This window comes from Rhodococcus sp. DK176 (assembly GCF_038447315.2).
In the GTDB taxonomy this organism is placed as follows: Bacteria; Actinomycetota; Actinomycetes; order Mycobacteriales; family Mycobacteriaceae; genus Rhodococcus_F; species Rhodococcus_F jostii_A.
Genome location: NZ_CP118322.2, coordinates 85,334 through 97,677, shown reverse-complemented (window position 1 = coordinate 97,677; position 12,344 = coordinate 85,334). Strand labels below are relative to the sequence as shown.

The window sequence follows — 12,344 nt, the reverse complement described above, 5'->3', positions numbered from 1 at the left end:
GAGGGCTCACCGATGACCCGCCCCGCTAGTTCCGGGAGACGCGAGGGCCGGGAGTGGGACTTCATCACACTGCTCGCCGACTACGACGAACACGACACCCTCGCCTTGACAGAGTTTGAGCAGTGGTCGCCCGACTCCCGATGGATTGATGAACGGGACTTCAGGTCTCGGCCGTTGCTGAGGGGTGGTTGTCAGTCGGCCCAACTGAAAACCGTTGTGTGCTCGGCGGGCGTGACAGTTCGACAGACCGCGCGCGTGTCCCGTACCCGTTCGAGCGCACAGGCCTGGTCGGCGTTCATCGACGGCGCGGCAACTGCTCCTGCGCGTTTCCGACGGCCGACATGAGGTCGCGACCCAGGCGCTGATAGGTGCGCAGCCACGCTGCGTCGACCGGCTCGTGTTGGAGGTGCGCCATCAGCGTTTCGCTGTTGTTGTCGGTTTCCAACCATCGGCGCATCTCGGTGGTGCGGTCCTGTACGGCGTGCAGCAACTGGTCTGGAACGGTCGAGTTCGTCATCGGGTTCCGTCCTCCCTTGCCGTTCACCTCAACGTTTTTCGTCGCTCATTGTGGGTGGGTGTGTTGGCTATCAGGCGTTCCATCGTCGGTTGTCGCCACCGTCAGGCGTATTCGAGTGAGTCGGCCTCGTCGAGCGAGTCCCAGGCGATCTCGTAGCGCTTGCGGGTCATGTCGTCGGCGTCGGTGAGGAGCGCCTCGAACAGCGACCGGGGGTCGGCGTGCCATGACCGGGCCAGGGCCTCGATCTCCTGCGGGGAGAAGAGGCCGGACTGGGCGGTGGCGGAAATCCAGTCGTCGAATTCGCGCTCTCGGATCCGTTCGACTGCGTCGAGGTCGACCTTCCCGTCGTCGAGGTCGAACGAGAACATTGCCGCGACAACGTCTCGGGGCGACTGGCTGGCGATATCGGCGGTGACCCGGCCCGTGACGATGGGGTTGCGGACCAGCTGTTCTGTGGTCATGGCGACCGCACCTCATCGAGTGGGCGCGGGTTCCGACTCACTCTGTGTGTCGATTCTTGGGGAAGCCTTATGGGGTGTGTGTTTCTCAGCAGGGTAAGGCATCTCCGCAACGCTAGCTGTGGCATACGTCACATTACTGGGCGGTAGTGATCGAACCCGCAGGATGGCCTCGTCGGATGCGCCAATGGTTGCACTGTTGGAGTGTTCCCGGATGGCATGCGACCCAGCGTAACTGGACGGTTGACCTAATAGCGTTTGCGCTCAATGTATTCCACACTGTCCCCGGAGCCGACCCGGTTCCGGGGTGCTCGGGTAGTGGTGTCGGCACGAATGTTCGGGCCGTGGAGGCAGGGCAGGGAGCGGCAGGATGCGGGCATATCGACAGATGAGGTGGGCGGCCGCGGGTGTCTCGGGTTGGCCGCGGGCCTTCTTTGGGCGCCGGTCGCGGCGGCGGAGGAGGTTCCGGACCTACCCGGGGCGAGCTCGGTATGGCAGGTCCCGGACCGAGCCGGTCCCGCCCAGAGCGAGCATCCCGATGCCGCCCGGTACGCGCGGCAGCACCCGGGATCGGTGCCGCCCGGCGTCAACGACTTCACCTGTATCCCCACCGACGACCATCCGAGGCCGGTGGTGCTGGTGCACGGCACGGACTCGAACGCGTACTCGGACTGGGCAGCTCTCGGTCCGCGACTGGCCGCCGCGGGGTACTGCGTGTTCGCGCTCAATTACGGCGGCGAGCCCGGGGGCGACAACTACGGAACCGAGGACATGACGGTCAGCGCCGGCCAGCTGGCACAGTTCGTGGCTGCCGTCCGCGCCGCGACCGCCGCCGCCGAGGTCAATATCGTCGGCTACTCGCAAGGAGCGACGGTGGCCCGCTATTACGTCAACCGGCTCGGTGGTGCAGCCATAGTCGATCAGTGGATCGGTCTCGCCTCACCGACATACGGGGGCACCCTGTTCGGTCTCGTTCCGGTCCTCGAGCAGACGCCCGGCGGCATGCAGTGGGCGAGAAGGGCAATCCCCCCGGACTTGGTGTCGCCCGCGTTGGAGCAGCAGGCCCAGGGATCATCGTTCCTGGCCGACCTCAACGGCGGGGGTGACACCGTGCCGGGGACCCGGTACACGACGATCGGCTCGCGGCTCGACGAGGTCATTCAGCCGGCGACCAATATCGCGTTGCGCGACGGGTCGGCGACGAACCTGATGATCGGGGACCTGTGCCCGTCCAATCAGTCCGGGCATTTCCGGATGCCCTACGACGAGTACACCCTGCAACTGGTGATGGGTGTGCTCGATCCCGCACAGGCGGCGACACCGCCGCCCTGCACCGTGGTCCCGGCGGGCACGGGGGTATTGGAGATGATCCTCACCGAGAAGTTCTGATGGGGACGGTGTCAGGGCTGACGGGTCGCCGCACCACGGCGACGCGGCTGGTGAGCGTTGGCATGAAGCGGGATGCGGAAACCTGCACGCGGGTGTTCGCTAGGCCCTGTCGCTGAGGTCGCCGCGGATCGAGCCGGTAACGGTGCGGGTGCCCGCGCGGATACAGTCACCGTGTCCTGACGAGGGGGCGCAGAGGGAGCAGGACGTGGTGCGGCGAGGTTTCAGGGTCTTGATGGCGGCGGTGCTCGGTGTCCTCTTCCTCGCAATGATGGTTCCGGTGCCGGCGAGCGCGGAACCGCTGTATCCGTGGCCGGACCCGGATCCGTTCTACCTCGCTCCCGCCGATCTCGGGGCCACGGCGCCGGGTGATGTGGTGCGGACGCGGCGGATCGACACCTGGATGTACGCCAACTCCGACGGGTGGCAGGTCGCGTTCCGGTCGACGAACTCGGCCGGCAACCCGATTCTGGCGGTCACCACGGTGCTCCTGCCCCGGGGTGTGGCGAATCCGCCGTTGGTGTCGTATCAGGCGATCGTGAACTCGTTGGGAACCAAGTGCGCGCCCTCGCGGGCGCTGTTCAACCTGGAGATGCAGGAATCGCCGGGAATGTTGCTGGGTCTGCAGCGGGGGTGGGCGGTCTCGGTGCCCGATCACCTCGGCCCGACCGGTGCGTACGGTGCCGCCAAGCTCGGCGGCATGATCACCCTGGACAGTGTCCGTGCGGTGCAGCGGGTGACCGAACTGGGCCTGACGAACAGTCCCGTCGCCCTGGCGGGTTACTCGGGTGGGGGAATGGCCAGTGCCTGGGCGGCGGCGCTCGCCCCGACCTACGCGCCGGAGCTGACGCTGGCGGCGGTGGTGCAGGGCGGAGTTCCGGCCGATCTCGAGCAGATGGCCGAGAGGCTGGGGTTCAACCCGCACCCGGGGTTCGGGCTGGCCTTCGCGGCGGCGATCGGCCTCGAGCGGGAGTACCCGGATCGGTTGCCGGTGTCCTCGCAACTCAACGAGACCGGTCTGTGGTTGCGGGACTGGATGAGCAACGAGTGCCGGCGGTTCCTGCTGTTCCACGGCGCGTTCCGCAACGCCGGGCAGTTGGCCGCGTCGAGGAGTCTGATGGCGAGTTCGGCGGCGCGTCAGGTGTTGCGGGAGAACAGCCTCCGCTATTTCGAGGGGGTGCCCACGGCGCCGGTGTACATGTGGCACGGCACGCTCGATGGGCTCACCCCGTTCGATTCGGTGGCGGAGGTGGCGCACCGGTACTGCGCGGCGGGTGCGAGGCTGACGTTCGTGCCGTACGACATCTCCGAGCACATGACCACCGCGGTGGTCGGTTTCCCGGATGCGTACGAGTTCATCGCGGCACGATTCCGGGGTGAGCCCGCCCCGACACGGTGCTGACCCCGATCCCGGCGCGGCCGAGTCCCCCTGTGAACGAATGTCGCTAGCAGCAAGGCGATTCCAGGTCTGATCCGGACCGTTCAGGTGAGGACCTCGTCGACGTCGATGCCCGCCTTCTCACACAGTGCCCGGAGTAGTTTGTTGTTCTGCTCGGCCAGGGCGTGAGTGGACAGGATGTGGCCGAACTGATCGTCCTTGCGGTCCGCCGGCACCGGGCGGCCTTCGAGACCGAGGTTGGTGACCTCCTTCCATAAGATCTCGGCGATGGCCTCTCGCAGATCGAGCTTGCGGCCGGATCCGTCGTAGAGGGCGACCGGGTGGTCGTCCCGGAACGCGGCGGCGACTTCGCGTGCACTCATGTGTTCGTCCTCCTCGATCGGTACTGCGGGTTGTACCTGTACCCGAAACTGCATGGCCCGGTACGGCCATCCGGATTCGGCCCATTCGGACACGATGATGTGAAAGTTGTCGAATGTGCTGTCCGGGTGCACGTATCCGCCGTACAGGCGGGCCACGACGTCCGGGCCGCCATTCCCCGACGGTCCCCTCACCGGCCGGAACGTGGGAGCGGTGTGCCAGTTGTCGGTGATCTGCCCGACGACGCGGATGGTGATGTTGTATTCGGCTTCATTGAAGTAGCTGAGCACCCAGTTGTTCTGCATTCGGCGCAGGCACAGCTCCCCGACCTTGGAGCCGACCGGCAGGATCGGGGTGGGTGGATTGCCCCATGCCCAGGCACCGTTGCGAAATCCCCAGGGCTCGTAGAAGTCTCGGTTCAGCAGCTGGTCCTCGGGGCAGCGGAATAGCAGCACGTTCTTGTCACGTTCGAGGCCGCCGGTGGTCATTACGTAGACGAACCCGTCCCCGCCGCGTTCCCAGGTCAGCATCCGGCGGTGACCGCCGAATTCCCATCCTTCCCACCGGGCCTTGGGTCCGCCGTGGGTCCAGGTCTCGCCGTTGTCGTCGGAGTATTGGATCTCGGTCCACCGCGTGTCGGGCAGGCCCCGGACCACGAGGACGTGCAGGTAGATCCGGGTGCCGATCACGATCGCGTCGGTGGGGAGCACGGTGCTGAACTCCGGGTTGTTGTGCGGGTAGTCCCAGAGCTGTTTCGCGGGGTTGCCCCCGGCGGCGCGGTGAAACCGCACCCCGTCATCGAGGTCGTGGGTGTGGCTGTAGAGCAGTACCGGGCTGCGCCAGCCGGGGCCGCCGACCCGGTTCTCGGCGAAGGTGTCACCGAAAAAGAATCCGATCTCTCCCGTGGGCACCCGGACCGGGATGCCCAGGTCGGTCCCGCCGACACCGAACTGCGGCACCGGAGTGAGATCCCTGATTTTCATGACCGCACCAGTGTCATCGGCCGAGAACCTCCCCGGCGATGTAGTCCCACAGCGCCGCGTCGTCGATCGGGAACGGTTCCGGAACCGAAGGCGGGGGCGGGGGGCTTTGCCCCAGGCCGAGCATCGCGTCGAGTTCGTCGGTACTCAGGTGGGTGTAGTTGAGGTCGCAGCGGCCGAACGGTGGGCACGGGCCGTTGTCGGTGTACTGGTGCGCGAAATAGCCGTCCGGCTTGATCTTCGGCGATCCGGGCTCCCGGCCGTAGCTGGGGGTGACCAACCGGAGACCTGGTGGGCGGGTGCGCCACAGGTCCGCGTTCGACACCGGGTTCCAGTAGCCGATCACCCGCCGCTCGCCGAGCCATTCGCGTGCCCGCCGGATCTCGTCGTTGACCTCCGCCGACTGGTCCCCGGTGATCGCCCCGGCCGCGTCCTCGACGTCGGCCATGACGACCATCCGCGGATGCGGCCCGCCCTGCTCGGTGACCATCTGCATCAGCAAGTCGATGTTCGCCTGACCGGGCCGGAAGAACCAGTACACGATGAAGAACCGCAGCCGGCCGTCCTGACACGCACGCACCGCCCAGTCGTGGTTCGCCGCGAACTTCGTATCCCGCATGTTCCCGCTGTTGGACCGGAAACAGAAGATGTCGTACGGGTACGCGTCGGTGACCGGGGTGATCTGATACTGCGACACATCCGCCCAGGTCTTGCCGCGCACCACCGGCGGTGTCGGCGGGGTGACCGGTCCGCCGAGATCCGGGCGTTGCCCGTGGCGGATCACGACATTCCATTCGCCCTCGAACACATAGCCGGTCACCGGCCATCCGTTCGCGATCTGCAGCGCCGTTGCCGCGCGGGCGGTGCCGGTGTCCCAGATTCCGGTTTCCGGTATGCCGCAGGTTTTCTGCCAGCGCCTGAGGCCGTCCTTCCAGGATTGCGGGTCGGTGGGGAACAGGCCGCTGATCGATTCGGCGGGTCCGTCGAGCGGGCCGTAGTAGTACCCCGCCGGGAGGGGGAACGCGTCCAGGTCGGGTGGCCCATACACCCAGAGGTAGCCGTTTTCGAGCCGGGTCGCGAAGGCATCCAGGCGGGTGTCACCCTCGGGGAGGTTGATCTGGGTGTGCATCGGGTCCTTGGTGGCCCAGTCCTCACCCCAAAATACCGTGCCCTCGAACTCGGTGAGCATCTGCCGGACCGCGGCGATCTTGTCGGCCGGCATGTTCACCGACGCCCGCACCTTCCAGGGCAACCGGGTGGCGTTGAGATCCACGGCCGTCCCGCTCAGGTGGTTGCTGTTGGCTATATCGTTGTCCCAGCTGAATCCCCAGTAGTCGCGGGGCCGGTAGCTGTCGATTCGCCAGACCCGCCGGTGCCAGAGCGCCGCCCAGGCAATCAGGATCGTCGCCGCCGCGCCCCGGCGCACCTCCGGCCGCACGTTGTCGGTGCCGGGCACCAGCGGCTTGACGATTTCGCCGGTATCGCAGATGCGCCAGCCGTTCTCGGAGATTGTGTTCCCCTTGTAGCTGCGAAATCCCATCGCGCTCACCCTCCGTCGCTACCACGGTCCTGGCTGCACTGCTTCCGCTTCCGCCGCGGCTGTGTGTCGCTTCGTGCATCCCGGACGATAGGACCACATACCGACACCAACGCCTCGCCCGGTTCTGCCGAGTTTCAGTGTGACGCCCGAGCCGGGAAAATTTGGCGAGGCGTGCCGTACGCGTTCCCCGGGGCCCGGTCGGAGTCGGTCGGCGCGTTGCCCCGGCGGGCCGAGCCGGATGACCGCGGTGCTGTGGAACGCCTCTGAGGGTCGGCGTAGCAGTGAGCAGGGGGGATCGAGATCGATGGGGACGGGACCCCGGCGCGGGGCTGCTCCGTGTTCCCCAATCGGTTACGACGGGGGATTGCGCGAGGAGAAGTAGTAGCCGATCGCGCTGCCGGTCAGGCCCACCATCGCGGTGAAGACCACCTGGAATGGGCTGCTGGCGCGATCCCACTTGTCGGCGCCGGCCCACAGCGGCACCAGCAGGTAGATCAGGCCGACGAGGAAGGTGGCCACGGACAGGCCGATCGCCAGGGCCTTACGGGTGTCCTCCTGGCGTTCGTCGAGGCGCCGGATGGTGACCTCGGGCTGTTCGGTCACCTGGGGGTCGGTGCTGCCGACGTTGACCTCGTCGACGGTCGTGGCGTCCCGGGCGGTGACATCGTCCTCAGCGGGCACGGTGGGCCCGTCGGGTTCGGTCACTTGAAGACGACCTCCCGTTTGGTGCCGTCGGGCTCTTCGATGAAGACCTTGGCACCGTTGGCGGCGGCCTCGTCGATGTAGGCGGTGGTGCGGATGGCCCGGACCAGGGCGCTGGTCTTGGTCGAGGCGTGCCGCTTGGCGATCTCGTCGAGCGTCTTGATGTCGTCGTTGGGCAGGTTCGCGGTGACCTTGGAAACGTCGTCCTTACTCATGATGTCCTCCTGAGGGTGATCTCGGCCCGTTCAGTCTACCTCGAAAGCCGTACCAGGTACGGCTCAGATACGCATCGGTCTCCGGGTAGGGCTGAGAACCGGTCAGGACGGGCGGCAACACGTCCGCACCCTCGATGCCGACTGCGATGGCCCGCGCTCCGGACCGGCCGAGCCGCTGCGCGACCGGTAATCAGCGATGTACATCAGGTATGCACGAGTGTCCACCGATCACCAAGGCCTGACCGCACAGCACGCTCAGCTCGGGCTCGAGCTCGGGGTGTCACCGGAACGGATCTGCGTTGATCACGGCTGACCGGTACCGATCGTCAGCGGCCCGGTCTGCTGAACCCCTTGCAGCGTGCCGGAACTGGCGAATGGGCGTGAGATCAGGGTAAGGATGGTCCATCGTGGTCGTGGCCGGTCCCTGGCCTGGAAGCGTCGCGACACCGCCGTACGCCGGTTCGTCACCAGCCGTGCCGATACAGGGGGCACAGTTCCTCACGCGCACGGTTCCAGAACGGGAACAGTTCCGGACTGCCGGCGTCGGGGTGGGCGGGTTGGCTGACGTCGACGAATTCGAGGAACGTTCTTCCGGAGGTCCGAGCCAGCACACAGGCCCGCAGGGAGAGCTTCGCCGAGGCGGCGACTCCGATCCGGTCGGCGTACGGGCCCAAGTCCGCGGTGTGCACGAAACCCTCGAGTCGCCCGCCGACGTCGTTGTAGACGGTCTGGAGGTCGAAACCGCAGGCCTGGCCACCAGCCGACTGCAGGTGGTCATCGGCGCCCGATGACGAACACTCGGTCCTTGACGGGGCGGGGCGCCGACTCGGACGGGGTGTCGCGGGGAGGGGGAGTCGTTCGTCCTCGAGGTCCGCACGGGCGCCGGGCAGGTCGTCGATGCCCGACAGTTGCCTGCGCGGCAAAGCCGGGTGGCGCGGTCGGTGCTTCCCTGCTGGCCGGTGATCCCGGCGCCGCCCGGGGTGCACCTGAGTGCCCGCCGAACGTGAACCTGACTCCGAGGTGCGGGTCACCGCCCTCATCGAGGCGCTGACCTGGCCCAACTCGTTGGTCGACGCTCCCACCCCGGAGTTCCCCGATCCGCGACCGGAATAGGGTCCCCGATCCGTCATGGACTCGGGTTCGGGGTCGGGCTCTCGGGTATTCCGTTCAGTGGCTCTCTGATGTGTACAGCTTTTGAGTGAGACAGAGGGTTTCGGCGATGCCGCACAGCCTGCCCAACGTGGTTCCCTGTTCGCCACCCCGGTCCAGGCAGCGGTCCTGCTCATGGGTGCGGTGTTCCTGATGGTCGGGGTGCTCGGGTTCATCCCCGCGGTGACCACCGACCAGGACAGCTGCGCGAATTTTGTGCCGGTCAACACTGCGGACAACTGGCTGCACTTCGCCCTCGGGCTGGGGATGGTTGTCCTCGGCCTCCTGCTGCCGCGGCTGCGGGACGGGCCAGGAGCCGGGTCGAATCCGGTGGCCTTCTCGGCCTTCTCGTAGGCGCGCAGGGCGTCGATGGCCCTCTGGTCGAGCCGGGACACCGCCTCGTCGTCGGTGGGGATGACGACTTCGCCCCCGATGCCGGCGAAGGAGGCGGGACGCAGCACCGTGCCGCATTCTCGGGGAGGACTATTCGACCGACCGGCGCCTACCGCGGGCGAACGGCATGACACGGAAGGCACCTCGACCCGTGACCGGATCGGGGTGCCCTTTGGATGCGAAGGCGGTGTGCAACCGCTGTACGGTTCTGCTGATTCGGTTAGGGGATCGGCGCGCGTTCAGGGCACTGCCAGGGCGTGGTCACGATGTCGGTGTGGGCTTCGGCGATGTCCTTGAAATCGGTCGACCGGGACAGGCTGACGAGCGAGGAGTCGGCGGGAAGAATCACCGCGTATCCGTTGTCAGTTGACCACTTTGCTGGAACAAGGACCCACAGATCGCTTCGTGCAACGAGAGTTCGGAAACACTCATACCGGAAGAGAGGTGGTTGCCCTGGCGGGGTCTCGACCAGAGTCTCCGCGATCAGATTCGCTGGCACATCCAAGCGTTCTGCTCTGACGACGGAGACCACGGATTCCTTCGCCCAGAGGTTGTGGGCGATGGTCTGCGCGTCGTTGTCGCCGAGCCAGGACGCGAAGGAGTGCATGACGGAGAAGAGTGCCAGCACTATCACCGAAATCACGAGGACTTGGCTGACTCGTGCGGTCGGAGTGGTGTCGTGCGTGCTCGGTGTGGTGGTGGAGATGGTCAGTGCCCAGTAACCTCCCACCGCGAGAAGACCACCCACCCCGAGCGCGATCGGCGAGAACACCCAGGAGATGAGTGCGAGAGAGGCCGTGTACCCGGCCGCCACGACGCCGACGATCCCGGTGAGCATGAAAGCTGTCCCGACGGCGAGTGCGGTTCGTCCGATGGTGCGAACAAGGTGCGGCCGCTGTCCGGTTCTGATCGAGCGGCGCGCGTAGTCCCCGACCCAGACCGCCGCGAACCACCCGACGAGGAGAAAAAGGAGCGGCGCGTACAGCACAGTGACGCTGCCTCGCACGTAATCGCTGGAGGTGAATCCGAGAGCATCGCAGTCGACGCCGAAGAAGGCGAGCTTCTTGCGGGTGTAGATGTATCCGAAGTAGTAGCACAGCGCCGTGATCAGGGTGGTCGGGGCGAGAATCGTGGTGACGACACCGATCCAGGTGTGGATCGGTGTCGTTGGCGTCGAGTTCTCACTCGTCGGGCGGTGTGCCGCCGTCGGTGGGCGGCGCGGTCGTCGGGACCGGAGGCGACGGTACGGGAGTATCGGTATCCGGGTTGGTACCGGGTGGTGGGCCGGGCAGCGTCGGTTGTGTTGGTGCGCTCGGAACACCGAGCTTGTTCTCCGGTGTCGTCGGTTGGGTCCCTACCGGCCGGGTGCGGTGCTGTTCGACGGTAGGGAAGAACATGCTCGTCGGGGCCGACGCAGTGGGTGTTGGAGCGGGCGCCGCAGGTGGGGCCGGTTGGCTCGGCGGGTGTGCGGGGTCGGATCTGCAGGCGCCGAGTGTTGCCACCGCCACGGCGAGCGCCGCGGCGATCGCAGCGAACGGAATCGGCCTTGCGGTTCCTGCCGGAACGTGACTTGTCGCTCGCATCGGAACTCCCAACCCCGGAACTCTCCGCTCATGTATCGCTCTTGTATTCCGACGCTGCCGCCGACGAGTCCCTCGATCACGCGTAGGCCACTACCTGTCTTCGGTTGTCGCGCTGTCTGTTGGCTCGCCCTTGCCGAGCACGTCGGGGCTCGGTCGGACCTCGCGCCGCGGCCCGATGGCCCGCTCGGCCTGAGCCCTGGAACCGCACGCGGTGCCCGCCGCTCGTAGTGAGGAATCGGCCGCGGTACGCCGGTGTCGGATTCCGAGGCTGCGGGTGCTTCGGATTCGCGGCCAAGGACACACCATGTCGGTGCGCCAGCTTCTGGGAGATGTCGTGACACGGGCGTGGGTCAGCGCGATCGGAGTACGTCGCGCAGGGCTTGTGCGACGGCGTGGTTGGCGACGTCGCCGTGGTCGGTGATCGTCGCGTCGGCCTTCAGGTTGAAGACCTTGCCGGGCACGAACGTGTACTGGTGGGTGGGGGTCACCTTCCGCAGGAGTTGTTCGGTGGGGTCGGTTTCGGGTGTGTGTTGGGCGCCGTTGCGGCCCATGCCGCCGTAGGGGTCGTTGTGGTCGCCGAGCGCGGCGGCGTTGTCGTGGGCGATGCGGGAGGCGAGGGGGTAGGCGACGCCGACGGCGAGGTCGTTCTTGGTGTGTGTGACGAGGACGGGCCCGTTGACGTGGTGTTCGGCGAGGACGGCACGGAACGCGCCGTCGTGTTGTCCGTCGAATCGTTGGGCGAGTCCGTTGTGGGAGAAGGCGGCCTGCAACAGGGCGAGGCTGAGAAGGTGTTTTGAAAGTGTCACGCTGCGCGGGTCGACTGCCAGGGTCGTCGTCCGCGTGCGGGGGCGACTCGTCGGGTCATCAATCCGATCATTGCCCATTTGATCATCGCTTCCGAGTGCGCCGGGAGGCGTTCGTAGTCGTGGTCGAGTCGACGGCAACGCACGATCCACGCCAGGGTCCGTTCGATCAGCCAGCGGTGTGGAAGTACACTGAATCCTTGTTGCCCCTTCGGTTTCCGAACGATATCGAGCGTCATCCGGCAATGCTCCGCGACCCACGCGACGAGGCGTCCGGCGTAGCCGCCGTCTGCCCACACCATCACCATCGACGGCATTTCTGTCTTCGCCCGGGACAACGCCAGGCGCCCGCCGTCGCGGTCTTGCACGCTCGCCGCGGTGACCAGCACGACCACCAACAGGCCCAGCGAGTCCGTGACCACGTGTCGCTTCCTGCCGTTGACCCGTTTCGCGCCGTCCCATCCGCGGGTTTCTGTGCCGACCGTGTCGGCGCCCTTGACCGCCTGCGCGTCGACCATCCCCGCTGACGCCATCGGATCCCGGCCGCTGCGGTCACGGAGCTTTGCCCGCAGCGCGTCGTGGATGCGGTCGGTTACCCCGGACTCGTTCCATCGTTGGAAGTACCCGAAAACGGTCTGCCAGGGCGGGAAGTCGTGCGGGAGCTGCCGCCACGAGCAACCGGTGCGGTTGACGTAGAGGATCGCTTCCACGATCCGCCGGCGATCGTGGATCGCCGGGCGACCGCCCGGCAGCGCCGTGGGCACCATCGGTGCGACCAACTCCCATTGGGCGTCGGTCAGATCGGATTGATATGGCGTCGGCTTGCGACGTTTCTTGCGAGCAACCACAAACCCATCAT

14 protein-coding genes are annotated in these 12,344 nt (G+C 66.7%); 4 read left to right on the top strand and 10 right to left on the bottom strand.

All coding sequences use genetic code 11. The features are described 5' to 3' along the window. Nucleotides 1-295: 295 nt before the first annotated feature. Both PSR88_RS37330 and PSR88_RS37325 read right to left on the bottom strand, forming a co-directional pair. The gene (locus tag PSR88_RS37330; RefSeq protein WP_029537070.1) at nt 296-517 is read right to left on the bottom strand and encodes a hypothetical protein; all 222 of its coding nucleotides are present in this window, start codon (nt 515-517) and stop codon (nt 296-298) included. 101 nt (nt 518-618) lie between these two features. Beyond that, nucleotides 619-978, bottom strand: a complete 360-nt coding sequence (locus PSR88_RS37325) for a hypothetical protein (protein ID WP_011599074.1) — start codon at nt 976-978, stop codon at nt 619-621. 390 nt (nt 979-1,368) lie between these two features. Here PSR88_RS37325 and PSR88_RS37320 point away from each other — a divergent pair, with 390 nt between their 5' ends. Together PSR88_RS37320 and PSR88_RS37315 are read left to right on the top strand one after the other, a co-directional pair. Then, a complete protein-coding gene (locus PSR88_RS37320) occupies nt 1,369-2,364 on the top strand; it encodes an alpha/beta fold hydrolase (RefSeq protein WP_016879887.1) in 996 nt (331 codons plus the stop codon). 232 nt (nt 2,365-2,596) lie between these two features. Beyond that, nucleotides 2,597-3,763, top strand: a complete 1,167-nt coding sequence (locus PSR88_RS37315) for an alpha/beta fold hydrolase (RefSeq protein WP_016879886.1) — start codon at nt 2,597-2,599, stop codon at nt 3,761-3,763. An 80-nt stretch (nt 3,764-3,843) separates the two neighbouring features. Here the strand turns inward: PSR88_RS37315 and PSR88_RS37310 are convergent, their stop codons facing one another. From PSR88_RS37310 to PSR88_RS37290, 5 genes are all read right to left on the bottom strand, one after another. Then, nucleotides 3,844-5,103 carry a DUF4185 domain-containing protein gene (locus PSR88_RS37310; RefSeq protein WP_011599071.1) on the bottom strand — a complete coding sequence of 420 codons (1,260 nt, stop codon included), beginning with the start codon at nt 5,101-5,103 and terminating at the stop codon, nt 3,844-3,846. A gap of 13 nt (nt 5,104-5,116) precedes the next feature. Beyond that, complete coding sequence (locus tag PSR88_RS37305; protein ID WP_016879885.1) at nt 5,117-6,640, bottom strand: M15 family metallopeptidase; 1,524 nt, start codon at nt 6,638-6,640, stop codon at nt 5,117-5,119. 351 nt (nt 6,641-6,991) lie between these two features. After that, nucleotides 6,992-7,345, bottom strand: coding sequence for a hypothetical protein (locus PSR88_RS37300; RefSeq protein WP_011599068.1), 354 nt, complete (start codon nt 7,343-7,345; stop codon nt 6,992-6,994). Next, a complete protein-coding gene (locus PSR88_RS37295; protein ID WP_007298551.1) occupies nt 7,342-7,557 on the bottom strand; it encodes a hypothetical protein in 216 nt (71 codons plus the stop codon). The genes PSR88_RS37300 and PSR88_RS37295 overlap by 4 nt, the downstream gene beginning before the upstream one ends. A gap of 464 nt (nt 7,558-8,021) precedes the next feature. Continuing rightward, complete coding sequence (locus PSR88_RS37290; protein WP_016879884.1) at nt 8,022-8,480, bottom strand: hypothetical protein; 459 nt, start codon at nt 8,478-8,480, stop codon at nt 8,022-8,024. Between the two features lie 67 nt (nt 8,481-8,547). Between PSR88_RS37290 and PSR88_RS37285 the strand changes: the two genes are divergently transcribed. Together PSR88_RS37285 and PSR88_RS37280 are read left to right on the top strand one after the other, a co-directional pair. Further along, entirely contained in the window at nt 8,548-8,670 is a 123-nt protein-coding gene (locus PSR88_RS37285; protein WP_016879883.1) for a hypothetical protein, read from the top strand. Between the two features lie 171 nt (nt 8,671-8,841). Next, nucleotides 8,842-9,060, top strand: a complete 219-nt coding sequence (locus PSR88_RS37280) for a DUF4383 domain-containing protein (protein WP_081437581.1) — start codon at nt 8,842-8,844, stop codon at nt 9,058-9,060. A 259-nt stretch (nt 9,061-9,319) separates the two neighbouring features. On the opposite strand, the gene PSR88_RS37275 is transcribed toward PSR88_RS37280, so the two are convergent. From PSR88_RS37275 to PSR88_RS37265, 3 genes are all read right to left on the bottom strand, one after another. Next, nucleotides 9,320-10,420, bottom strand: a complete 1,101-nt coding sequence (locus PSR88_RS37275; RefSeq protein ID WP_016879881.1) for a hypothetical protein — start codon at nt 10,418-10,420, stop codon at nt 9,320-9,322. Nucleotides 10,421-11,032: 612 nt separating this feature from the next. Continuing rightward, nucleotides 11,033-11,488, bottom strand: a complete 456-nt coding sequence (locus tag PSR88_RS37270; protein WP_016879880.1) for a hypothetical protein — start codon at nt 11,486-11,488, stop codon at nt 11,033-11,035. After that, the gene (locus PSR88_RS37265; protein WP_029537058.1) at nt 11,485-12,333 is read right to left on the bottom strand and encodes an IS5 family transposase; all 849 of its coding nucleotides are present in this window, start codon (nt 12,331-12,333) and stop codon (nt 11,485-11,487) included. Before PSR88_RS37265 ends, PSR88_RS37270 begins: the two co-directional genes overlap by 4 nt. Between the last annotated feature and the right edge of the window lie 11 nt (nt 12,334-12,344).